Here is a 22,353-nt window from a genome sequence, read left to right on the forward strand (position 1 = left end):
CAGCGATTCGACAAAATGTCGGTGGGGACACCCTGGCACGGTGTGACCACCGACTCCATCAGGGACGGCCTTCGGCGAGCCGACTCCCGCGAGCCCTGTCAACTACGACACAGGAGGCGGCGTGTCCCGTTCTCGTCGTGCCCGCGTACCCATCACCGCAACCCTGATCTCCCTGGCCATGGCCTCGACCACCCTGTTCGGCGCGCCCGCCCAGGCGGCCGCCCAGGTCCCCCCACGGGATGCGAAGGCCGCAGCCCCGGTCAGCCAGGTGGCGCCGAAGGCGCCAAAGGCCGCAGCCGATCCCTTCTCCGTCCTCGTCTTCTCCAAGACCGCCGGCTTCCGGCACGACTCCATCCCCACCGGCATCGCCGCCATCCAGCAGCTCGGCGTCGACAACGGATTCACAGTGGACAACTCCGAGGACGGCGCCGCATTCAACGACGCCAACCTGGCGAAGTACAAGGCGGTGATCTGGCTCTCCACCACCGGTGACGTGCTCAACGCCGACCAGCAGGCAGCGTTCGAGCGCTACGTGAAGGCCGGCGGCGGTTACGTCGGCATCCACGCCGCGTCGGACACCGAGTACAGCTGGGCCTGGTACGGCGACCTGGTCGGCGCGTACTTCGCCAACCACCCGCAGAACCAGCAGGCCACGGTCAAGGTGGAGGACCACGCCCACCCGTCCACGGCCGGACTGCCGGACCGCTGGTCCCGGTTCGACGAGTGGTACAACTACCAGACCAACCCCCGGCCGGACGTGCACGTGCTGGCCAGCCTGGACGAGAAGAGCTACACCGCCGGCGCCGGTGCGATGGGTGCGGACCACCCGATCGCCTGGTGCCAGGACTACGACGGTGGCCGCTCCTGGTACACGGGAGGCGGGCACACCCGGGAGTCGTACGCGGAGCCCGAGTTCCTCTCCCACCTGCTCGGCGGCATCCGCACCGCAGCCGGTGTCGAGAACGCCGACTGCGGCGCCTCGAAGACCTCGAACTTCGAGAAGGTCACGCTGGACAGCAACACCAGCAACCCGATGGAGTTGGACATCGCCCCCGACGGGCGGGTCTTCTACATCGAGCGCGACGGTCGCGTGCAGATCGTGAAGCCGGACACCGGCAACACCGTCACCGCCGTCGACCTGGACGTCTTCACCGGCAACGAGGACGGCCTCATCGGCATCCGGCTCGACCCGGACTTCGCCACCAACAAGTGGGTGTACCTGTACTACGCCCCGAACGACGGGGTCACCCGCAACCTGCTGTCCCGGTTCACGGTGACCGGTGACACCATCGACCCGGCAAGCGAGAAGCAGGTGCTGAGGGTCGACACCCAGCGCAACACCTGCTGCCACGCCGGCGGCAGCATGACCTTCGACGGCGCAGGCAACCTCTACCTGGCCACCGGTGACAACACCAACCCGTTCGAGTCGAACTCGTACACGCCGATCGACGAGCGGGCGGGGCGCCAGGACTACGACGCGCAGCGCACCTCGGCCAACACGAACGACCTGCGCGGCAAGGTGATCCGGATCCACCCGGAGGACGACGGGACGTACACCGTTCCGGCCGGTAACCTCTTCGCGCCGGGCACCGAGAAGACCCGTCCCGAGATCTACGCGATGGGCTTCCGCAACCCGTTCCGGATCGGCACCGACCCGAAGACCAACACGCTGTACGTCGCGGACTACGGGCCGGACGCCAACGCGGACAACCCGAACCGGGGCCCGCGCGGTCTGGTCGAGTGGAACATCGTCACCCCGGGCAACTACGGCTGGCCGTACTGCACGGGCACGAACGAGGCGTACAACGACTACACGTTCCCGTCCGGGCCGAGCGGCGCGAAGTTCGACTGCGCCGCGCCGGTGAACAACTCGCCCAACAACACGGGCCTGACCAACCTCCCGCCGGTGGTCCCTGCGACCGTCGACTACGGGTACGCCGGTGACGCGCGTTACCCGGAGATCGGCGGCGGCGGCGCCCCGATGGGCGGCCCGGTCTACCGGTACGACGCCGACCTCAACTCCAACCGCAAGTGGCCGGCGTACTACGACGGCAAGGCTCTGCTCGGTGAGTGGAACCAGAACAAGATGTACACCATGCAGGTGACCCCCGACGGCAAGTCGTTGGTGGACATCAACCAGCTGCTCACCGGCATGAGCATGGTCCGGCCGATGGACTTCGAGTTCGGCCCGGACGGCGCGCTGTACCTGATCGAGTGGGGCAGCGGCTTCGGCGGCAACAACGACAACTCCGGCGTCTACCGGATCGACTACACCGCCGGTGACCGCGCGCCGATCGCGGCGGCGTCCGCGACCCCGACGTCGGGCGCCGCGCCGTTGACTGTCGAATTCTCCAGCGCCGGATCCCGGGACCCGGACGGTGGCACTCTCACCTACGCCTGGGCCTTCGGCGACGGGCAGACCTCCACCGAGGCGAACCCGACCCACACGTACGCCACGGCGGGCAACTACACCGCCCAGCTCACCGTCACCAACCCCAAGGGCCGTACCGCGGTGGCCAACGTGCCGGTCACAGTGGGCAACACGTCCCCGACGGTGACCATCGAGTTCCCGCCGGACGGTGGGTTCTTCGAGTGGGGTGACCAGGTCCGCTACTCAATCAAGGTGACCGACCCGGAGGACGGGCAGATCGACTGCGCCAAGGTCAACCTCCAGGTGCTGCTCGGCCACGACGAGCACGCCCACCCACTGGAGCAGCACACCGGCTGCAGCGGCACCGTGCAGACGTCGCTCGCCTCCGGGCACGGCGCCGAGGCGAACGTCTTCGCGGTCTTCGAGGCCACCTACACCGACGGTGGCGGGACCGGCGGGGCCAGCCCGCTCACCGGCCGCGCGATCGAGGTGCTCCAGCCCAAGCGCAAGCAGGCCGAGTTCTTCACCGCCACCGGGCGCGCACCGGTGAGCACCGGCGGCGGCGACGCCGGCGTGCAGCGGGAGGCCGGCGCCGACACCGCCGGCGGCGGCCAGAGCGTCGCGTTCATCGAGGACGGCGACTGGTGGTCGCTCGCCCCGGCGGACCTGACCAACATCACCGAGATCCGGTTCCGGGCCGCCTCCGCCGCCGCTGGCGGTCGGATCGAGGTCCGCGCGGGTGCGGTGGACGGACCGGTGGTCGCCACGGCCGTCGTACCGTCGACCGGCGCGTGGCAGACGTACACGGACGTGAGCGCACCGGTCACCGGCGCGGCGAGCGGCTCGCTGTACTTCCTGGCCCGCGACCCGAACGGCGGAACGGGTTCGCTGTTCAACGTCAACTGGATGGACTTCGTCGGCCGCGGTGTCACCGAGAACGGGCCGCCGACGGTCAGCGCCACGGCCACCCCGGCCACCGGCACCGCGCCGGTCACCGTCGCCTTCGACGGCACGGCCACCGACGCCGAGGGCGACACCCCGCTGACGTACGCCTGGGACTTCGGTGACGGAGGCTCGGCGACCACACTGGACGCCAGCCACACCTACACCAGCCCGGGTACCTTCACGGCCACCCTCACGGTGACCGACAGCAAGGGTGCCAAGTCGTACGCCACGGTGCCGGTGCGGGTCGACGCTCCGGACACGTCCTGCTTCGGGGCGCGTTCGGACGACTTCAACGGCAACAGCCTCGACAAGGACCGCTGGACCAGCGTGATCCGGGAGAACCAGCTCTACTCGCTCAGTGGCGGCGCGCTGCGGCTGCCCACCGGCGTGGGTGACCTCTACGGCGCACGCAACGACGCCACCAACCTGGTGCTCCAGGCGGCCCCGACCGGCGCGTGGGAGATGACCACCAAGGTCACCCTGCCGGTGACGGCCAACTACCAGCAGGCTGGCCTTCTGGTGTACGGCGACGACGACAACTACGCCAAGCTGGACCTGCTGTACAACGGCAGCCGGGCGGTGGAGTTCATCCGGGAAACGGCGGCCACGCCTCGCAACGAGGCCGACGACAGGACCGCCGCACCGGCGGGTGACACCGTGTACCTGCGGATCACCAGCGACGGGACGAACCTGACCGCGGCCGTCTCGGCCGATGGGCAGACCTTCACCCCGGTCGGCCGTTCGGCAGCGCTCGCCGGCATCACCAACCCGCGGATCGGGGTCTTCGCGCTCAACGGAGGCACCGAGGCGCCGGTTGTCGACGCCGCGTTCGACTCGTTCCAGGTCACGCCGGACGCTCCGGCCGGCCCGGTCGACCCGTCGGACGAGTTCACCGGCAGCACGCTGGACAAGTGCCGGTGGGACGCCATCACGCGGGAGGACCCGAGCGGTTACCGGGTCACCGATGGCGCGCTGCGGATCGACGTGCCCAACGGTGACATCTACGGCACCGACAACACCGGGCCGAAGAACTTCATCCTCCAGACCGCGCCGTCTGGCGACTGGACCCTGGAGACGAAGGTCGACGGCAGTCTGCTGAACGAGCAGTACCAGCAGGCCGGTCTGCTCGTGCAGGCCGACGACGACAACTACCTGAAGTTCGACTTCATCGCGGACAACCAGGCCGGCCAGGCGGTGACGCGGCGGATCGAGTTCCGCAGCGAGATCGCCGGGGTGGTCCAGAACCCGCAACCCGAGGCGGGCAACCTGACCTCGGCGGTGTGGCACCTGCGGCTGGCCCGCACGGGCGACACGTTCACCGCGTCGTACTCGGCCGACGGGACGACCTGGACCGCGTTGACGGCGCTGACCAACAGCGCGGTCGGGGCCACCCCGAAGGTGGGGCTGTTCACCCTCGGCGCCAACCAGACGGCGTCGAAGACCGCCTCGTTCGACTACTTCCGGCTCAGCACGGAGGTGGCCGACGAGACCGCGCCGGTGACCACGGCGGCGGTTTCCGGCACCCCGACCGACGGGTGGCACACCGGACCGGTGACGATCACGCTCACCGGCGCCGACGAGGCCGGCGGTAGCGGGCTCGCCAGCACCGAGTACCAGTTGGACGGGGCCACCACCTGGACGGCGTACACCGCTCCGGTGGCGGTCAGCGGGGACGGCGAGCACGAGCTTCGGTTCCGCTCGACGGACAAGGCCGGCAACGTGGAGGCGACCAAGACCGTCTCGGTCAAGATCGACGCCACCGCGCCGGTGACCTCGGCGACGTTCGCTCCGGCGAACGACGCCGGTTGGCACAACGGGACCATCCCGGTCGTGCTGGCCGCGACCGACGCTGGTTCCGGCGTCAAGACTGTGGAGTGGTCGCTGGACGGTGGCGCGTGGACGCCGTACTCGACGCCGGTCGAGGTGACCGGCGACGGGCAGCACGAGCTGCTGTTCCGCTCGACGGACAAGGCGGGCAACGTCGAGACGCTGAAGTCGGCGGTGCTGCGCATCGACGGCACCAAGCCGACGCTGCTGGTGTCCGGTCTCGCCGACGGACAGCTCTACGGCGACAGCCAGGACGTTCGGGTGTCCTGGCAGGCCGTCGACCCGACCTCGGGCATCGCGAGCGTGGTCGGCCAGCTCGACGGTCAGGCGTACACCAGCGGCACGCTGCAGGCCATGTACGACCTGTCGCTCGGTCTGCACGAGCTGACCGTGACCGCGACCGACAAGGCGGGCAACAAGACCACCTCGACGGTCCGGTTCTTCGTCACCACCTCGTTCCGGGACATGCAGAGTCTGCTGGACCGGTTCAAGGCGACGGGGCGGCTCTCCACCAAGGCGCACAAGCAGCTGTCGAACAAGCTCGACGCTGTTCGCGCGTCGGAGGCGGCCGGCGACGACAAGGCGGCCGTCCGGCAGCTGACCGCGTTCCGGACGCTCGCCTCCGACGCCACCCTGGTGCCCGAGGCGGAGGTTCGGGACGTCCTGATCCGGGACGCCGACGCCATGATCGTTCGGCTCGGCGGCGCGGCCAGCAAGGCCGGGGTCAAGGCGAACGACGGTGACCCGGTCAAGGGCACCGGGCGACTCGGTGGCGATGCCACCCGGCTGGCACCCGGTCGCCAGCTCTGATCCGACGAGGCCCCTCCCCGGCGCTACGGCGTCGGGGAGGGGCCTCCCTCATCGGTAGGGAGGAGATGTCCGTGACGGGTATCCGCAAGGTTTTGGCCGCCGTGTTCGTCGGACTGGCCCTGACCCTGTCCGCCGCCGCCCCGGCGGCGGCTCAGGCCGCTCAGGCCGCTCAGGCCGCCCCGGCGGCGAAGGCCGACAAGCTCAAACTCACGGTGGCCGGTGACGGGGCTCAGGGCGTCACCATCCAGGCCACCCACGCCGATGGCCGCCGGCTGGAGCAGGTGGTGCGGTTGGTCCTCACCGCCACGGGCCCGGACGGGCAGCGGGTCGGGCCGATGCAGCTCGAACCGCAGCCCGAGGGGCAGGGTTTCTACAGCAGCGGCCCAGTGCTCTCCACCGGCACGTGGAAGGTGTCGGTGAACTCCCCCGCTCCACTTGAGAGCAAGGCCACCGCCACGGTGCAGGCGAAGGCGGCGCAGTCACCGCCGGCGCCCGCGCCGGTCGCGGTGACCAAGCCGGTGGACGACGGGTCGGGCACCGGTTGGTGGCCGTTCGCGGCGGCCGGTCTCGTGCTCGTCGCCGCCGCGATGGGGGTGGCCATGCTCTTCGGCCGCCGCCGCACCGACTGACCAACAGCATTCAACGACCGGGCCGGGCCGCGACGAGCGGCCCGGCCCGGTGTCGTTCGATCGGCTGGTGATCGACTCGGCATCCTTGAAGTCGGGGCTTCCCGGACCGCAGGTCACCCCGACTTCAAGGAACGCGAGTGGATCATGCGTGGCGCACGAAGCAGCGCACGCCCGCGCAAGCCTCGCCGCGCTCAGAGGACAGCGCGCAGTGCCGCCAGGTCCTCGTCGCTGGGCTCCCAGGTGCCGGCGGCCGCGTTGGCGCGTACCTGCTCGGGGGTGGTGGCACCGGCGATCACCGAGGTCACCGCCGGCTGGGCGGCCAGACCACCGATGGCCACCTGGAGCATCGTCAGACCCCGCTCGCCCGCGTACGCCTGGATTGCCTCGATGGTGTCCCAGTCGGCCGCGGCGAGCCGCTCCGCGTACCGGCCACCGCCGGAGAGTCGGCTGCCGGCGGGCGGCTGAGCCTCGCGCTTGTACTTGCCGGTGAGCAGACCGTTGGCGAGCGGGAAGAACGGCAGCATGCCGAGGCCGAACCGCTCGCACGCCGGGATCACCTCGGCCTCCACCGAGCGCTCCAGCAGGCTGTAGTGGTTCTGGGCGCTGATGAAGCGGGACCGACCGTTGGACGAGGCGACCCAGTCCGCGTCGGCGATCTGCCAGCCGGCGAAGTTCGAGTTGCCCAGGTAGCGGACCTTTCCGTCCCGGACCAGGTCGTCCAGGGCAGCGAGGGTCTCGTCGATCGGGGTGCCCGGGTCGGGCTCGTGCATCTGGTACAGGTCGATGTGGTCGGTGCCGAGCCGGCGCAGCGACGCCTCCACAGCGCGGGCGATGTAGCGCCGCGCACCCCGGGCGCCGTAGTCCGGCCCGTTAAGGCCGTTCATGTCCATGCCGAACTTGGTGGCCACCACCACGTCGTCCCGGCGTCCCTTGAGCGCCTGCCCGAGCAGCTCCTCGGAACCGCCCTGCGGCTCGCCGTAGATGTCGGCGGTGTCGAAGAGGTTGATGCCGGCGTCCAGGGCGGCGTCCACCACCGCCCGGGTGCCGTCGAGGTCGAGCTTGCGGCCGAAGTTGTTGCAGCCGATGCCGACCACTGACACCACGAGCCCGGAGTCGCCCAGCCGGCGATAGGTCATCTCAGTCACGAGATCCACCCTATGCCGGCTCGGTGCGGACCACCTCGGGGGCGGCTCAGCCGACCACCTCGGTGACCAGCTCACGGGCGGCTCCGATGGTCGCGGCCAGCTCGGCGGGGCTACGTCCGACGGCGCCGAGCAACGCCTGCGCCCGCTGGGTGAAGTTCGGCGGAGCACCGGGCAGTCGCCCCGCGGCGGCGATCATCCCCTTCTCGTTGACCAACCACCGGCCGGCTCGGGCGTGCAGCACCTGGGCGAGGACGCCGACCACCCGGAACAGGCAGCCGGCGACGTACCCGCTGTCCCCGCCGACGGCGGCCTTGGCCGCTCCGGTCAGCAGAAACCCGGCCTCCCAGCCGCCAGCCACCAGTGCGTCGGCCAGCGCGGGCGGATACTCCCGAGTCCGGTCCCGCAGGCGGGTCAGCTGGCCGGTCGGGTCCGCCAGCACCTGGCACAACGCCACCTCGCCGGCATAGGCGGACGAGTAGAACCCGAGCGGGTGCCCGGCCTGCACCCCGACCTCGTACCGGCCGGCCCGACAGTCCGCCCAGACGCTGTGCACCCGGTCGAGGTCCCGGTAGATCCAGTCCACGGCGACCCCGCCGATCCGCAGCCAGCCACCCCCGTCGACCCAGGGGCCCCAACCACCGGGGGCGGTGAGCGCGACGTCGGTGTCGTCGGCGACCGTCGCGGCGACCGCACGCAGCGCCGGCACGTCCAGCTCACCCCGGTAGTAGAGGCCCAGGTCCCAGTCGGAGTCCGGGCGTTGCTCGCCGCGTGCCCGACTACCGCCGAGCGCCACGGCGACCACCCCCTCGACGCCGCAGAGCCGGTCGGGCAGGTCGGCGGGGATCACCCGACGTCCCAGACCGGCTCCGGGGTCTCCACCACCTCACTGTCGCCCCGGAACAGCACGAACCGGTCGAAGGAGCGGGTGAACCAACGGTCGTGGGTGACAGCGATCACCGTTCCCTCGAAGGCGTTCAGACCCGCTTCGAGAGCTTCCGCGCTGGCCAGGTCGAGGTTGTCGGTGGGCTCGTCGAGCAGCAGCAGGGTCGCCCCGGACAGCTCCAGCAGCAGCACCAGGAACCGGGCCTGCTGCCCGCCGGAGAGCGTGCCGAAGCGCTGGTCGCCCTGCGCGGCCAGCTCGTAGCGGCTGAGCACCCCCATCGCCGCGTGCCGGTCCATCCCGGTGCGGTGCTCGTCGCCCCGCCAGAGGATCTCGACGAGCGTCTTCGACATCAGCTCCGGCCGGTCGTGGGTCTGGGAGAAGTGCCCGGGCCGGACCCGGGCACCGAGGCGGGCCACGCCGTCGTGCGTCACCGGCGCCAGCGCGCCCGCGCCGTCGACAGGCCCGTTCGCCGGGTCCGGGTCGGTGCCGCCGCGGGCCAGCAGCCGCAGGAAGTGCGACTTGCCGGTGCCGTTGGCACCGAGCACCGCCACCCTGTCGCCGTACCAGATCTCCAGGTCGAAGGGGAATGTCAGGCCGTCGAGCTCCAGCTGCTCGCAGACGACCGCGCGCTTGCCGGTCCGCCCCCCGCTGAGCCGCATCCGGATGTCCTGGTCCTTCGGCGGTACGGGCGGCGGCCCGGCCTCCTCGAACTTGCGCAGCCGGGTCTGCGCGGCCTGGTAGCGCGAGGCCAACCCGTCGTTGTACGCGGCCTTCTGCTTGTACATCAGCATCAGCTCGCGCAGCTTCTGATGCTCCTCGTCCCAGCGCCGGCGCAGCTCGTCGAGGCGGGCGTGCCGGGCCACCCGAGCCTCGTGCCAGCTGGCGAAGCCGCCGGGGTGCACCCAGGCGCTGCCACCCTCGACGGCAACCACCCGGTCGGCGCTCTGAGCCAGCAGCTCGCGGTCGTGCGAGACGTAGAGCACCGACTTCGTCGACTCGCGCAGTCGTGCCTCCAGCCAGCGTTTGCCGGGCACGTCGAGGAAGTTGTCGGGTTCGTCGAGCAGCAGCACCTCGTCCGGGCCGCGCAGCAGCAACTCCAGGGCGAAGCGCTTCTGCTGGCCGCCGGAGAGGGTACGCACCGGCCGGTCCCGTACGGCGTCCCAGGGCTGGCTGAGCACGATGGTCGCGACGGTGTCGAAGAGCACCTCGGCGTCGTACCCGCCGGCTTCGCCCCAGGCGCCGAGCGCATCGGCGTACGCCAGTTGGGCCTTGCCCGCGGCGTTGCTGAACTTGCCGTGGGCCTCGGCCGCCCGCATGGCCGCCTCGGTCTCGCCGAGTCGCCGGCCGGCGCCGCGCAGCGCCGGCGGGGCCAGCGACAACGCCAGGTCGGCGAGTGTCGACTCGTCGCCGATCATGCCGATGAACTGGCGCATCACGCCCAGCCCGCCGGCCCGCGCGACGACGCCGCTGCGTACCGGCAGGTCGCCGGCGACCATCCTCAGCAGCGTCGTCTTTCCCGCGCCGTTCGGCCCGACCAGGGCGACCTTGCTGCCCTCACCGACTCGGAACGACACGTCGGCGAAGAGTTCCCGACCGTCGGGCAGGATGTGCCCGACCGCTGCCACGTCCACGTATCCCACGCCGGGATCCTGCCCCAGTGAGGGTCGGGGGGTACATCCAATTACCGGGTGACGCGCAGCACCCGGAAGCCCTTTTGGCTGGCGTACCGCTCGACCTGCCAGCTCTGCTCGGTGAGCCAGCGTTGCAGCGAGTCGCCGCCGAGGTGCCGGGCGACGACCAACCACCCGACGCCGTCCGGGGCGAGTCGGGGCAGCCAGCGCAGCAGCAGGTCGTGCAGCCCGTCCTTGCCGATCCGGATGGGTGGGTTCGACCAGAGCTGGGTGAAGCGGACGCCGTCCGGAACGTCGTCCGGCGCGCTGACCCGGACCCGGTCGGCGGCGCCGATCCGGGCCGCGTTGGCGGCGGTCAGCTCGCGGGCGCGGGCGTTGACGTCGACGGCCCAGATGGTGCTGGCGGGCGCGAGGTCGGCCAGCACGCAGCTGATCGGCCCGAATCCGCAGCCGAGGTCGAGCAGGTCGCCTGTGGTGTCGGCGGCGGGCAGCTCGGCCTTTCGCAGCAGCACCGCGGTGCCCGGGTCGAGCCGGCTGGCGGAGAAGACCCCGCCGGCCGAGGTGAGCCGGTAGTCGCGGTCGGCGACGGAGAACTCGACCTCGCGCGTCGGGGCGTCGCTGGTGGGCTGAGCGGTGAAGTAGTGGTCGCCGGTCACCTGGCAATTCTCGCACCGGTCCGGGGCGGACCTGACACGGCCCACACGCACATTTCCCCGATATTACCCCCTAAAGGGACAATGGCTCCTACTCTGGGCGACATGGTGTATCGGTACGAGTCCGATGAGGACGCTTTCGAGGAGTACCCGGAGCCCGGGTCCGACCTGTCGGTGCTCGGCGCCGGTCCGCCCCCGCCGGCCGGGCCGTCTCCGTCGCGCTTCCCCACGCCGTCGCTGCCCCGGCCGAACCAGCTCTCGCTGCCCTCGTCGCAGCCCGCGCCGACTCGTGCCGCAGTACCGCAGCCCGCGCCGAATCGTGCCGATGCGCCGCAGCCACTGCCGACGCGTGCCGACATCCCGCCCGCCCCGCCCCGCAGCCAGATCTACACCTCGGCGACACCGGTGGAGCCGTCCGCCCGGCGCGGCGGCGGCCGACTGTGGCAGGTACTGATCGGCGGCGCAGCCGTCCTCGTGCTGCTCGCCCTCTGCGGCCTCGGTGCCGCCGCGCTGCTCATGGACCGCAACGAGCAGCCGCAGAGCAACCCGACCTACCAGCCGAACGCCGCCGCACCGACGTCGGCAACGCCGGAACGGCTGGCCCTCGACTCCCGGGACACCGACCAGGCCCCGCTCACCGCCAAGGAACTCTTCCCCGGCAAGGAGCTGAAGCTCACCGATGGCCAACCGAGCTACCAGGTGCTCAAGACGCAGTCCAGCGGCAGTTGTGCCGTCGCCGCCACCGACGAGGTCGCCGACCTGCTGGTCCGGCTCGGCTGCAACCAGGTCGTCCGGGCCACGCTGAGCACGCCCGACGGCAACCACCTGGTCACCGCCGGCCTGTTCAACCTCACCGACAAGGTCAGCGCGGAACGAGCCCGCGACCGACTCCGGCAACTGCTCGACGAACGGCAGGGCCGATTCCGTGGCCTCACCGGCGACGAGGGCGACGACACCGACACCGACGTCCTGACCAGCGCCCCGGCCCGGGTCGGTTGGCAGGTCCGTGGCCACTACCTGGCCTACGCGCTGGTGGTCCGCAAGGACGGGGCGGCGATCAAGGCGGGTGACGCCAAGGTCCGCGAAATCCTGTTCGACATGATCGAGCTGCACCTCAGCCGGGGCGTGCTGCAGAGCCGCGCGGACGGTGGCACCGCCGGACAACCGACGGCGGCCCCGACCGGCAGCAACGCGAACCAGGGTGGCCTGCCGGGCGACTGACCCGCAGGCGCGGTCAACCCTCGATCGGGACCCGCAACCGGCGGGTGAGCGTGGCGCGGTGGGCGTACTCGGCCGGATCGGCCGGGTAGCCGACGGCGACCAGCGTCAGCCCGTGCGCGGGGGCCACCGTCACCTCGCTGGACCGCTCGCGCCGGGTGAGTAGAGTGCCCGGCCACTCGACCGGGCGGCGGCCGTCCCCGGCCACCAGCATGGCCCCCACCAGGCTGCGCACCATCGCCTGGCAGAACGCGTCGGCCTGCACGGTGGCGACCAGGATGCCGTCCGGGTCGCGACGCCAGTCCAGCCGGGTCACCTCGCGCAGCGTGGTCGCGTGCTCCTTGCGCCGGCAGTACGCGGCGAAGTCGTGCTCCCCCACCAGCCCGGTCGCTGCGGCGTTCAGCGCGGCCAGGTCCAACGGCTTCGGCCAGGCCAGCACCTCGTGCCGGCGCAGCGGCTCGGTGCCGAAGGGCGCATCGGTGACCCGGTACTCGTAGCGTCGGAAGGTTGCCGAGAACCGGGCGTCGAAGTCGGCCGGCACCTCGGTCATCGCCCGTACGCGCACGTCGGTGGGGAGCAGCCGGGCCAGCCGACGCAGCAGCCGTCCCTCATGCTGCCGCCACACGTCCACCGGCAGGTCCAGGTGGCACACCTGCCCCGTGGCGTGCACCCCCGCGTCGGTCCGTCCGGCCACCGTCAGCCCGGTGGCCGTACCAACGCCGAGGACCAGGTCCAGGGTCTCGACGAGCACCCCCGCGACGGTGCGCCGGGTCGGCTGGGGTGCCCAGCCGGAAAAGTCGGTGCCGTCGTACGAGACGTCCAGCCGCAGCCGGATCCGCTCGTCCACCTCGTACCTCCTGTTACGGGTCGGGCCCGGCACCCCCGATGGGGTGCCGGGCCCGATAATGCCCTTGATCAGGCCTTGTTCTCGGTGGCCTCGTCGCTGTCCTCGCGGGCGGCGGCGGTGTCACCGGACGCCGACACCGGCGCCTCGGAATCCTGGTCGGCCGGAGCCGACTTCGGGGCCTCGTCGGCCGGGGCGAGCGCCTCGACCTTGTCCTGCTGCGCGGCCTTGCGGGCGGCGGTCTTCTTGTTCACCTTCGGCTCGGCGACCTGAAGCTCCTCCACCAGCTCGATGATGGCCATCGGCGCGTTGTCACCCTTGCGCGGACCGGTCTTCACGATCCGGGTGTAACCGCCGGGGCGGTTGGAGTACCGGGGCGCGATCTGGTCGAACAGGGCGTAGACGACGTCCTTGTCCTTGACGACACCCAGCACCCGACGCCGCGAGGCGAGGTCACCGCGCTTGGCCTTGGTGATGAGCTGCTCGGCCAGCGGGCGCAGCCGCCGGGCCTTCGTCTCGGTGGTCTGGATCTTGCCGTGCTGGAACAGCGCGGTCGCCAGGTTGGCGAGCATCAGCCGCTCGTGCGAGGGGCTGCCGCCGAGGCGGGGGCCCTTGGTGGGCGTGGGCATTTTTGGTGCTCCTCAGTTGTGGCGGCAGCGCGGACTAGAGCTGCTCGGTCTCGCGGTAGTCGTCGGTGTCGTAGTCGGCCTCGCCGAAGGTGTCCACGACGTGCGCCGGGTCGAAGTTCGGAGCCGAGTCCTTCAGCCCGAGACCCATCCCGGCGAGCTTCATCTTGACCTCGTCGATCGACTTCTGACCGAAGTTGCGAATGTCGAGGAGGTCGGCCTCGGTACGCCCGATGAGCTCACCAACGGAGTTGATGCCCTCGCGCTTGAGGCAGTTGTAGGAGCGGACGGTGAGGTCCAGCTCCTCGATCGGCAGGGCAAGGTCCGCCGCCAGCTGGGCGTCCTGCGGGGACGGCCCGATGTCGATGCCCTCGGCGGTCTCGTCCAGCTCCCGGGCGAGCCCGAACAGCTCCACCAGCGTCGAACCGGCGGAGGCCAGCGCGGTACGCGGACCCATCGACGGCTTGGTCTCGACGTCGATGATCAGCCGGTCGAAGTCGGTGCGCTGCTCGACACGGGTCGCCTCGACGCGGTAGGTCACCTTCAGCACCGGCGAGTAGATCGAGTCGACCGGGATCCGGCCGATCTCCGCGCCGGACTGCTTGTTCTGCGCCGCCGTCACGTAGCCCCGGCCCCGCTCGACGGTCAGCTCCATGTCGAGCCGGCCCTTGCCGTTCAGGGTGGCGAGCTTGAGATCCGGGTTGTGCACCGAGACGCCGGCCGGCGGCTGGATGTCGCCCGCGGTCACGTCGCCCGGGCCCTGCTTACGCAGGTACATGCTGACCGGCTCGTCGTGCTCGGAGCTGACGCACAGCTCCTTGATGTTCATGACGAGCTCGACCACGTCCTCCTTGACACCGGGGATCGTGGTGAACTCGTGCAGCACACCGTCGATCTTGATCGAGGTGACGGCCGCGCCCGGGATCGACGACAGCAGCGTACGCCGCAGCGAGTTGCCCAGGGTGTAGCCGAAGCCCGGCTCCAGCGGCTCGATGGCGAACCGCGACCGGGTCTCGTTGATCGACTCCTCGGAGAGGGAGGGTCGCTGGCTGATGAGCATCTTTTCTCTTCTCTTCCGGGGCGCCCGCTATTTGACGCCCACGACACAAACTGTTCCGGTGGCCCGCCCCGAGGGGCGGGCCACCGAACGAGCTCGGACTACTTGGAGTAGAGCTCGACGATCAACTGCTCCTGGACCTGCGTGTCGATGACCTGCCGGGCCGGGAGGGAGTGCACGAGCACCTTCATCTGGCTCGGGATGGCCTCAAGCCACGCCGGAACCGTCTTCGAGCCGGCCTGAGCCTGCGCGACGATGAACGGGGTGAGCTCCTTGCTCTTGCCCCGAACCTCGATGATGTCGTGCTCCTTGACGCGGTACGACGGGATGTCGACCTTCTTGCCGTTCACCGTGAAGTGACCGTGCTTGACCAGCTGGCGGGCCATGTCCCGCGAGTGGGCGTAGCCGGCCCGGTAAACGACGTTGTCCAGCCGCGACTCGAGGATCTGCAGGAGGACCTCACCGGTCTTGGCCTGCTTGCCAACGGCTTCCTCGTAGTAACCGCGGAACTGCTTCTCCAGCACGCCGTAGACACGACGGGCCTTCTGCTTCTCACGGAGCTGGAGCAGGTACTCCGTCTCCTTGGTACGGCCGCGGCCGTGCTGCCCGGGCGGGAACGGCCGGGACTCGAACGGGCACTTCGGCCCATCGCACTTGCTGCCCTTGAGGAACAGCTTCATCTTCTCCCGCCGGCAACGGCGGCAGTCTGCACCGGTGTAACGAGCCATCTCTCTCTACCTCTCAGACCCGGCGACGCTTCGGCGGACGGCACCCGTTGTGCGGCTGCGGGGTGACGTCGGCGATCTGCCCGACCTCGAGGCCCACTGCCTGCAGCGAACGGATGGCGGTCTCCCGGCCGGAGCCGGGGCCCTTGACGAACACGTCGACCTTGCGCATGCCGTGCTCCATGGCGCGACGCGCGGCAGCCTCGGCGGCCAGCTGCGCGGCGAACGGAGTCGACTTGCGGGAGCCCTTGAAGCCGACCTGGCCAGCGGAGGCCCAGGAGATGACCGCACCGGTCGGGTCCGTGATGGACACGATGGTGTTGTTGAACGTGCTCTTGATGTGCGCCTGCCCGTGGGCGACGTTCTTGCGTTCCTTGCGCCGGACCTTCTTTACAGCGGCTCCGGCACGAGCCTTCGGTGGCATAAGTCTGTGCGCTCCTAGTTGACTTTCCGGATCGGGCCGGGCGGGCCGGTCTTCCTGGACCCGACATCGACCCGAATTCCGGTCAAAATCTACTTCTTGCCGGGCTTCTTCTTGCCGGCGACGGTCCGCTTCGGGCCCTTGCGGGTCCGTGCATTGGTCTTGGTCCGCTGGCCACGCACGGGCAGGCCCCGGCGGTGCCGGATGCCGGCGTAGCAGCCGATCTCAACCTTGCGGCGGATGTCAGCGGCGACCTCGCGGCGCAGGTCGCCTTCAACCTTGTAGTTGCCCTCGATGTGGTCGCGGAGCTGCACGAGCTCCTCGTCCGTGAGGTCCCGAGCGCGCTTGTCCGGCGAGATGCCAGTGGCGGCGAGTGTCTCCAGGGCGCGGGTGCGACCGACCCCGAAGATGTAGGTGAGCGCGATCTCCAACCGCTTTTCGCGGGGGAGATCCACGCCGACTAGACGTGCCATGTGCGGGCGTACTCCTCGTGATGTGTGGCGGAGGTGTGGACCCGTCCCACCCCGCTACCGGCCGTCCCGTCCTTCCGACGCGGTGAGCGCCGGCGACCGGGATCGGTCGCTGCCCGAGCGGGCCCCGGCCTCCGACCGGGGGTCAGCCACGCAGAGGTACGTCTGGCGTACCGCTCGCGGCTGGGACGAGCATGTGTGATGTGTGTGTCGCTGGGGATCTGCCCGGACCAACGCCACCCGGCCGTGTTCCGGCCGGACGGGCTGAGTCAGCCCTGGCGCTGCTTGTGGCGCGGGTCGCTGCAGATGACCATGACCCGGCCGTGCCGGCGGATAACCCGGCACTTGTTGCAGATCCTCTTGACGCTCGGCTTGACCTTCACGGTTGCCTTACTTCCCATCTGGCCCGGGGACGCGCTCTGCGCGACACCGGACGTCGAAGACGGACACGGGACTTCCCGGCCGTCGTCAGGACTACTTGTAGCGGTAGACGATGCGCCCGCGGGTCAGGTCGTACGGCGAGAGTTCGACGACGACCCGGTCCTCCGGAAGGATGCGGATGTAGTGCTGCCGCATCTTGCCGCTGATGTGAGCCAACACCTTGTGGCCGTTCGCGAGCTCCACCCGGAACATGGCGTTCGGCAGGGGCTCGATGACCCGACCCTCGATCTCAATGGCTCCGTCTTTTTTCGGCATGTCCTCCGCTGTCCTGACGTCGATTGCTCCGGGCGGCCCACAACGTCTTACACGGAAATCTGATCAGAATCAGAAGCCCGCGCCAGCCGCGGCTCCAGCTCCCACCGAAGCGCAGGGTGGGCATGCCGGAGTGGACGCTGTGCGCCGATCTGAAAGTGTACGCCGGCCTGCACTCCCCCGCCAAACCGACCACCCACCAACCCGCGCGGCGCCCTCACAACCCCGCCCCCAGCGCGGTTGATCATGAAGTAATCGTCAGGACACACCGGCATCGGTGGCAACAACTTCATGATCAACGAGGTGAGGGTGGGGTCAGGGGGTTGGTGGGGCGTCGTCCGGTTTGATGGCGCGTTTGGCCTGCCTGCGCTCTCGGCGGCGTTGGCGCTTGATGGCCTGACGCTGGGGCTCCTTGGCGGCCATGCCGGAGACCGTGCGGACCACCAGCACCGCGCCCCACGGCCCCGCCACCCAGGCCGGCCAGAAGTAGAGCAGATCCTGGCTGAGCAGCGACGTCACCGCCCAAATGGTCACCACGATGGCGATCACCCGCAGGTACGGGAACCACACCTCGGCCAACCAGCGGGCCGTGACACCGCTGGTGGAGGCGGGGCCGAGCTGGTCACCCAACAGGCTCACCGTCGGCCCGGCGGTCGGCGCCAGGCCCGACCGCTGCGTCGGCGTCACCGGCGGCAGGTCGGTGAGCAGGGCCTTCAGGTCGGCGTACGTGCGTGCCGCGTAGGCCCGCTGCAACCGCTCGTCGTACTCATGCAGATCCAGTCGGCCCTCGTCGAGGGCGACCCGCAACCGGTCGGCCACCGCCGCACGGTCCGAGTCCGCGGCTCGCATCCCGTCGCGCCCGTCCATGCCGGCAAGCATGCCACCGCCGCGCCAGTCCCGCCCTACCTCGAACATCGGTCGATCATGAAGTTGTTGCCGGCCTCGCCGGCGTGTCAGCGCAACAACTTCATGATCAACGGGTGGGGCGGGGGTCAGGGGGTCTTTGTCGCTGCGGGCTGGCGTGCCGTTACCAGGTCGCCCAGGCGGGCTCGGCCGCCGTCGAAGGCGGTGAGCACCCACACGCCGTCCGGCAGCAGCGCCATCGAGTGCTCGACGTGCGCAGCCACCGAGCCGTCCCGGGTGACGACAGTCCACCCGTCGGCCAACTCGGCCGTACGCGGGGACGCCATCGTGATCATCGGCTCGATGGCCAGCGCCATTCCCGGGACCAGCCGCGGGCCCTTGCCCGGTCGACCGTGGTTGAGCACGTGCGGGTCCTGGTGCATCTCGGTGCCGATGCCGTGGCCGCCGTAGCCGTCGACGATGCCGTACCGGCCGCCCTTGCGGACAGCGGTCTCCACTGCGTGCGAGATGTCGGTGAGGCGGCCCTTGCCGCTGGCCGCGCCACGCGCGGCGGCGGCGATGCCGGCCCACATCGCGTCCTCGGCGACCTCGGCCATCTTCAGCAGCGCCGGGTCGACGTCACCGACCCCGACCGTGATCGCGGAGTCGCCGTGCCACCCGTCCAGCACCGCGCCGCAGTCGATGGAGATCAGGTCACCGGCCTGGAGCACCTGCTTCGGCGACGGGATGGCGTGCACGACCTGCTCGTTGACCGAGGAGCAGATCGACGCCGGAAAACCGTGGTAACCCTTGAACGACGGAACGGCACCCGCCTCGCGGATGGTCGCCTCGGCGATGGCGTCCAGATCGGCGGTGCTCACACCGGGGGCGACAGCCTCCCGCATCCGGCGCAGCGCCTCGGCCACCACCAACCCGGCGGCCCGCATCTTCTCGATCTGGTCAGGGGTCTTCAGCTGGATGTCCAGCTGGGGACGACGCATGGAGCGGTTACCTTTCGTTGCCGAACAGCGGGGCACATAACGCGTACCCCGCTGTTCGCACTCTATCCGCCGTGGCCCGGCCGGACCTCAGCCGCCGTACGACCGCAACGCGTCGATGGCCCGGGTGGTGACGTCCTCCACCGGCCCGGTGGCGTCGATCCCGACCAGCTTGCCCTGAGCGCCGTAGTAGTCGACCAGGGGTGCGGTCTTCTCGCTGTATTCGCGGAGCCGCGTGGCGATCGTCTCCGGCTTGTCGTCGTCGCGCTGGAACAGCTCGGCGCCGCACCGGTCACAGATGCCCGGCCGGGTGGTGGCGTCGAACTCGACGTGCCAGATCTTGCCGCAGCCCCGGCAGGTACGCCGACCGGAGAGCCGCCGGATCACCTCGTCGTCGTCCACGACCAACTCCAGGACCAGATCCAGGGCGGTGCCCAGATCGGCGAGGAGCTTGTCCAGAGCGGCCGCCTGCGGAGTGGTCCGCGGGAAGCCGTCGAGCAGGAAACCCTCGCTGGCGTCGGGCTCGGCCAGCCGGTCCCGGACCATGTTGATGGTGACCTCGTCCGGGACCAGCTCGCCCGCGTCCATGTACCGCTTCGCCTCGACACCGAGCGGAGTGCCCTGGGTGACGTTCGACCGGAAGATGTCTCCGGTCGAAATCTTCGGCACCGAGAGGTGCGCGGCGATGAACTCGGCCTGTGTGCCCTTGCCCGCGCCCGGCGGGCCAACCAGAACGAGTCTCATCTACCGCAGGAACCCTTCGTAGTTCCGCTGCATGAGTTGGCTCTCGATCTGCTTCACGGTCTCCAGACCGACGCCGACCATGATGAGCACAGCGGTGCCGCCGAACGGGAAGTTCTGGTACTGCTGGTTGTCCAGCCAGATGAAGAAGAAGTTCGGCAGGATCGAGATGACGCCGAGGTAGAGCGCGCCCGGCAGGGTGATCCGGCTGAGGATGAAGTCGAGGTAGTCGGCCGTCGGCTTGCCCGGGCGGATACCCGGCACGAACCCGCCGTACTTCTTCATGTTGTCCGCGACCTCGGTCGGGTTGAACGTGATCGAGACGTAGAAGTACGTGAAGAAGATGATCAGCAGGAAGTAGACCGAGATGTAGATCGGGCTGCTCGGGTTGACCAGGTTGTTCTGGATCCACGACTGGGTCTTGCCCGGGTCGGTCTGGTCGAAGAACTGCAGTGCCAACTGCGGCAGGTAGAGCAGCGACGAGCCGAAGATGACCGGGATCACACCCGCCTGGTTGACCTTGAGCGGGATGTAGGTCGAGGTGCCGCCGTACATCCGCCGGCCGATCATCCGCTTGGCGTACTGCACCGGGATCCGGCGCTGCGCCTGCTCGATGAACGTGACAGCGGTGATGACCACCAGGACCAGCGCGATGACCAGGGCGAACATGTCCCAGCCCTTGCTGGTCTTGATCTGCCAACCCTCGCTGGGCAGCCGCGCCGCGATCGAGGTGAAGATCAGGACGGACATGCCGTTGCCGACGCCGCGGTCGGTGATCAGCTCGCCGAGCCACATGACCATGCCGGTGCCGGCGGTCATCGTCATCACCAGGATGGCCAGGGTCAGCCAGTCCGGGATACCGGTGCCGGTGGGGATGATCGGGAACTGGTCGCAGCGGTTCTGGAACAGCTGGCCCGAGCGGGCCAGCGCCACGAACGCCGAGGCCTGCAGCACACCGAGACCGAGGGTCAGGTAGCGCGTGTACTGGGTGATCTTCGCCTGACCGGCCTGGCCCTCCTTGCGGAGCTGCTCCAGGCGGGGGATCACGACGGTCAGCAGCTGCAGGATGATCGACGCGGTGATGTAGGGCATGATGCCCAGCGCGAAGACCGAGAGCTGTAGCAGCGCTCCGCCGGAGAAGAGGTTGAGCAGGTTCACCACCCCGGTGGTGTCACCCTGGATGGTGTCGAGGCACTTCTGCACGTTGCCGTACGAGACGCCCGGGCTGGGGAGCGTTGCACCCAGCCGGTAGACCGCGATGATGCCTACTGTGAACAGCAGCTTCTTGCGCAGGTCAGGCGTACGGAACGCACTGAGAAAGGCGGACAGCAACTTCTTCCTCCTGCGCGAGGCGGGCCGCCGGTGATCCCTGGCGGGTCGGGGTGGATCACGGGCGAGTGCCCGCAATCCATGGCTGGGATGGGACTCTAACAGCCTCACCCCGGTCCGGGCAGATGCGCCCGACTACATAAATCGATTCCGATATTACCGGGCGCTCACGCCCCAGGCAGACCATGGCGCCCGCCAGTTGCTCTCAACTGGACGGGCGCCATGGTCGTACGCCTTACAGCTCGGTGACGGAGCCACCGGCGGCAGCGATCTTCTCCTTGGCCGACGCGCTGAACGCGTGCGCCGACACCTGGAGCGCCACACCGCCGAGATCCCCGGTGCCGAGGACCTTGACCGGGTGACCCTTGCGGACCGCGCCGGACTCAACCAGCTCCAGCGGGCCGACCTGACCACCGTTCGGGAACAGCTCAGCGAGCCGGTCCAGGTTGACCACCTGGAAGACGACCTTGAACTTGTTCTTGAAGCCCTTCATCTTCGGCAGGCGCATGTGGATGGGCATCTGCCCACCCTCGAACGCCGCCGAGATGTTCTTGCGGGCCTTGGAGCCCTTCGTACCGCGACCAGCGGTCTTGCCCTTGGAACCCTCACCGCGACCCACACGGGTCTTCGCGGTCTTGGAACCGGGCGCCGGGCGCAGGTGATGCACCTTGATCGTCATTACTCGACCTCCTCGACCTTCACGAGGTGGCTCACAGTGAAGATCATGCCGCGGATCTCGGGCCGGTCCTCCTTGACCACCACGTCGTTGATCCGCTTGAGACCGAGCGAACGCAGCGACTCACGCTGGTTGTGCTTGGTCCCGATACCGGACCGGAGCTGGGTGACCTTCAGGCGTGCCATCAGTGCGCCACCCCCGCACGCGACGCCAGCATGGCGGCCGGCGCGACGTCCTCCACCGGCAGACCACGACGCGCCGCGACCTGCTCGGGGGACTCAAGCCCCTTCAGGGCCGCCACGGTGGCGTGCACGATGTTGATCGGGTTCGACGAGCCGAGGCTCTTGGAGAGCACGTCGTGGATCCCAGCGCACTCCAGCACGGCACGCACCGGCCCACCGGCGATGACACCCGTACCGGCCGAGGCCGGCTTGAGCAGCACCACACCAGCGGCGTCCTCACCCGTCACCGGGTGCGGGATCGACTGACCGATCCGCGGGACCTTGAAGAAGTGCTTCTTGGCCTCCTCGACACCCTTGGCGATGGCCGCGGGCACCTCCTTGGCCTTTCCGTAGCCCACGCCGACCGTGCCGTCGCCGTCGCCCACGATCACCAGGGCGGTGAAGCTGAAGCGACGACCACCCTTCACGACCTTGGCGACGCGGTTGATCGCGACGACCCGCTCAAGGTGCGGGGTCTTCTCGACGGGCGCGTTTCCGCGGCCGCCCTCACGGCGGTTGTCGCGGCGACCACCCTCGTTGCCACCGGACCCGCCGCCACGGCGCTGTTGACCTGGCATCAGCAGCCTTCCTTCTCTC

The 22,353-nt window shown here is 69.7% G+C and carries 22 protein-coding genes; 3 read left to right on the forward strand and 19 right to left on the reverse strand.

The features are described from left to right. Window positions 1-121: 121 nt before the first annotated feature. Both IW249_RS05505 and IW249_RS05510 read left to right on the forward strand, forming a co-directional pair. Entirely contained in the window at window positions 122-5,953 is a 5,832-nt protein-coding gene (locus tag IW249_RS05505; protein WP_196919798.1) for a ThuA domain-containing protein, read from the forward strand. A gap of 71 nt (window positions 5,954-6,024) precedes the next feature. Further along, on the forward strand, window positions 6,025-6,582 hold the full coding sequence (locus IW249_RS05510) for a hypothetical protein (RefSeq protein WP_196919799.1): 558 nt from the start codon (window positions 6,025-6,027) through the stop codon (window positions 6,580-6,582). A 191-nt stretch (window positions 6,583-6,773) separates the two neighbouring features. Here IW249_RS05510 and IW249_RS05515 read toward each other — a convergent pair whose 3' ends face one another. Genes IW249_RS05515 through IW249_RS05530 form a run of 4 tightly spaced genes read right to left on the reverse strand, consistent with a single transcriptional unit; the run spans window position 6,774 to window position 10,897 of the window. Then, window positions 6,774-7,736 carry an aldo/keto reductase gene (locus tag IW249_RS05515; RefSeq protein WP_196919800.1) on the reverse strand — a complete coding sequence of 321 codons (963 nt, stop codon included), beginning with the start codon at window positions 7,734-7,736 and terminating at the stop codon, window positions 6,774-6,776. A gap of 37 nt (window positions 7,737-7,773) precedes the next feature. After that, entirely contained in the window at window positions 7,774-8,574 is an 801-nt protein-coding gene (locus tag IW249_RS05520) for a nucleotidyltransferase domain-containing protein (RefSeq protein ID WP_196919801.1), read from the reverse strand. After that, on the reverse strand, window positions 8,571-10,250 hold the full coding sequence (locus tag IW249_RS05525; RefSeq protein ID WP_196919802.1) for an ABC-F family ATP-binding cassette domain-containing protein: 1,680 nt from the start codon (window positions 10,248-10,250) through the stop codon (window positions 8,571-8,573). The genes IW249_RS05520 and IW249_RS05525 overlap by 4 nt, the downstream gene beginning before the upstream one ends. A 41-nt stretch (window positions 10,251-10,291) precedes the next feature. After that, a complete protein-coding gene (locus tag IW249_RS05530; RefSeq protein WP_196919803.1) occupies window positions 10,292-10,897 on the reverse strand; it encodes a class I SAM-dependent methyltransferase in 606 nt (201 codons plus the stop codon). Between the two features lie 102 nt (window positions 10,898-10,999). On the opposite strand from IW249_RS05530, the gene IW249_RS05535 reads away from it, so the two are divergent. Then, window positions 11,000-12,115 carry a hypothetical protein gene (locus tag IW249_RS05535; protein ID WP_231392414.1) on the forward strand — a complete coding sequence of 372 codons (1,116 nt, stop codon included), beginning with the start codon at window positions 11,000-11,002 and terminating at the stop codon, window positions 12,113-12,115. A gap of 13 nt (window positions 12,116-12,128) precedes the next feature. On the opposite strand, the gene truA is transcribed toward IW249_RS05535, so the two are convergent. From truA to rpsE, 15 genes are all read right to left on the reverse strand, one after another. Continuing rightward, the gene (gene truA, locus IW249_RS05540; RefSeq protein ID WP_196919805.1) at window positions 12,129-12,959 is read right to left on the reverse strand and encodes a tRNA pseudouridine(38-40) synthase TruA; all 831 of its coding nucleotides are present in this window, start codon (window positions 12,957-12,959) and stop codon (window positions 12,129-12,131) included. 68 nt (window positions 12,960-13,027) lie between these two features. Further along, window positions 13,028-13,585, reverse strand: a complete 558-nt coding sequence (gene rplQ / locus IW249_RS05545) for a 50S ribosomal protein L17 (protein ID WP_196919806.1) — start codon at window positions 13,583-13,585, stop codon at window positions 13,028-13,030. Between the two features lie 34 nt (window positions 13,586-13,619). Continuing rightward, complete coding sequence (locus tag IW249_RS05550) at window positions 13,620-14,642, reverse strand: DNA-directed RNA polymerase subunit alpha (RefSeq protein ID WP_007465227.1); 1,023 nt, start codon at window positions 14,640-14,642, stop codon at window positions 13,620-13,622. A 98-nt stretch (window positions 14,643-14,740) separates the two neighbouring features. Further along, entirely contained in the window at window positions 14,741-15,367 is a 627-nt protein-coding gene (rpsD, locus tag IW249_RS05555; protein WP_030489600.1) for a 30S ribosomal protein S4, read from the reverse strand. 13 nt (window positions 15,368-15,380) lie between these two features. Then, entirely contained in the window at window positions 15,381-15,788 is a 408-nt protein-coding gene (rpsK, locus tag IW249_RS05560) for a 30S ribosomal protein S11 (RefSeq protein WP_030329919.1), read from the reverse strand. An 89-nt stretch (window positions 15,789-15,877) separates the two neighbouring features. Beyond that, window positions 15,878-16,258 carry a 30S ribosomal protein S13 gene (gene rpsM, locus IW249_RS05565; protein ID WP_030329917.1) on the reverse strand — a complete coding sequence of 127 codons (381 nt, stop codon included), beginning with the start codon at window positions 16,256-16,258 and terminating at the stop codon, window positions 15,878-15,880. A 266-nt stretch (window positions 16,259-16,524) separates the two neighbouring features. Beyond that, the gene (gene rpmJ / locus IW249_RS05570; protein ID WP_043965539.1) at window positions 16,525-16,638 is read right to left on the reverse strand and encodes a 50S ribosomal protein L36; all 114 of its coding nucleotides are present in this window, start codon (window positions 16,636-16,638) and stop codon (window positions 16,525-16,527) included. A 91-nt stretch (window positions 16,639-16,729) separates the two neighbouring features. Further along, window positions 16,730-16,951, reverse strand: coding sequence for a translation initiation factor IF-1 (gene infA, locus IW249_RS05575; RefSeq protein WP_007073013.1), 222 nt, complete (start codon window positions 16,949-16,951; stop codon window positions 16,730-16,732). Between the two features lie 312 nt (window positions 16,952-17,263). Then, a complete protein-coding gene (locus IW249_RS05580; RefSeq protein WP_196924644.1) occupies window positions 17,264-17,815 on the reverse strand; it encodes a DUF1707 SHOCT-like domain-containing protein in 552 nt (183 codons plus the stop codon). A 125-nt stretch (window positions 17,816-17,940) separates the two neighbouring features. Further along, window positions 17,941-18,792 carry a type I methionyl aminopeptidase gene (gene map / locus IW249_RS05585; protein ID WP_196919807.1) on the reverse strand — a complete coding sequence of 284 codons (852 nt, stop codon included), beginning with the start codon at window positions 18,790-18,792 and terminating at the stop codon, window positions 17,941-17,943. A gap of 87 nt (window positions 18,793-18,879) precedes the next feature. Next, the gene (locus tag IW249_RS05590) at window positions 18,880-19,533 is read right to left on the reverse strand and encodes an adenylate kinase (RefSeq protein ID WP_088950228.1); all 654 of its coding nucleotides are present in this window, start codon (window positions 19,531-19,533) and stop codon (window positions 18,880-18,882) included. Continuing rightward, the gene (secY, locus tag IW249_RS05595; protein WP_112584818.1) at window positions 19,534-20,862 is read right to left on the reverse strand and encodes a preprotein translocase subunit SecY; all 1,329 of its coding nucleotides are present in this window, start codon (window positions 20,860-20,862) and stop codon (window positions 19,534-19,536) included. 232 nt (window positions 20,863-21,094) lie between these two features. Further along, window positions 21,095-21,538, reverse strand: coding sequence for a 50S ribosomal protein L15 (rplO, locus tag IW249_RS05600; RefSeq protein WP_030329906.1), 444 nt, complete (start codon window positions 21,536-21,538; stop codon window positions 21,095-21,097). Further along, complete coding sequence (gene rpmD / locus IW249_RS05605) at window positions 21,538-21,720, reverse strand: 50S ribosomal protein L30 (protein ID WP_007465262.1); 183 nt, start codon at window positions 21,718-21,720, stop codon at window positions 21,538-21,540. Before rpmD ends, rplO begins: the two co-directional genes overlap by 1 nt. Beyond that, complete coding sequence (gene rpsE, locus IW249_RS05610) at window positions 21,720-22,334, reverse strand: 30S ribosomal protein S5 (RefSeq protein WP_074314587.1); 615 nt, start codon at window positions 22,332-22,334, stop codon at window positions 21,720-21,722. Before rpsE ends, rpmD begins: the two co-directional genes overlap by 1 nt. Between the last annotated feature and the right edge of the window lie 19 nt (window positions 22,335-22,353).

Source organism: Micromonospora vinacea (genome assembly GCF_015751785.1).
GTDB classification, from domain to species: domain Bacteria; phylum Actinomycetota; class Actinomycetes; order Mycobacteriales; family Micromonosporaceae; genus Micromonospora; species Micromonospora vinacea.

Bases quoted from the DNA above. Each gene is read 5' to 3' on its own strand.
- rpsE (WP_074314587.1), bottom strand. From the start codon at position 22,334: ATGCCAGGTCAACAGCGCCGTGGCGGCGGGTCCGGTGGCAACGAGGGT.
- IW249_RS05535 (WP_231392414.1), top strand. From the start codon at position 11,000: ATGGTGTATCGGTACGAGTCCGATGAGGACGCTTTCGAGGAGTACCCG.
- IW249_RS05590 (WP_088950228.1), bottom strand. From the start codon at position 19,533: ATGAGACTCGTTCTGGTTGGCCCGCCGGGCGCGGGCAAGGGCACACAG.
- IW249_RS05550 (WP_007465227.1), bottom strand. From the start codon at position 14,642: ATGCTCATCAGCCAGCGACCCTCCCTCTCCGAGGAGTCGATCAACGAG.
- IW249_RS05580 (WP_196924644.1), bottom strand. From the start codon at position 17,815: ATGGACGGGCGCGACGGGATGCGAGCCGCGGACTCGGACCGTGCGGCG.
- infA (WP_007073013.1), bottom strand. From the start codon at position 16,951: ATGCCGAAAAAAGACGGAGCCATTGAGATCGAGGGTCGGGTCATCGAG.
- map (WP_196919807.1), bottom strand. From the start codon at position 18,792: ATGCGTCGTCCCCAGCTGGACATCCAGCTGAAGACCCCTGACCAGATC.
- rpsK (WP_030329919.1), bottom strand. From the start codon at position 15,788: ATGCCACCGAAGGCTCGTGCCGGAGCCGCTGTAAAGAAGGTCCGGCGC.
- rplO (WP_030329906.1), bottom strand. From the start codon at position 21,538: ATGACGATCAAGGTGCATCACCTGCGCCCGGCGCCCGGTTCCAAGACC.
- rpmD (WP_007465262.1), bottom strand. From the start codon at position 21,720: ATGGCACGCCTGAAGGTCACCCAGCTCCGGTCCGGTATCGGGACCAAG.
- rpsD (WP_030489600.1), bottom strand. From the start codon at position 15,367: ATGGCTCGTTACACCGGTGCAGACTGCCGCCGTTGCCGGCGGGAGAAG.
- rpsM (WP_030329917.1), bottom strand. From the start codon at position 16,258: ATGGCACGTCTAGTCGGCGTGGATCTCCCCCGCGAAAAGCGGTTGGAG.
- rplQ (WP_196919806.1), bottom strand. From the start codon at position 13,585: ATGCCCACGCCCACCAAGGGCCCCCGCCTCGGCGGCAGCCCCTCGCAC.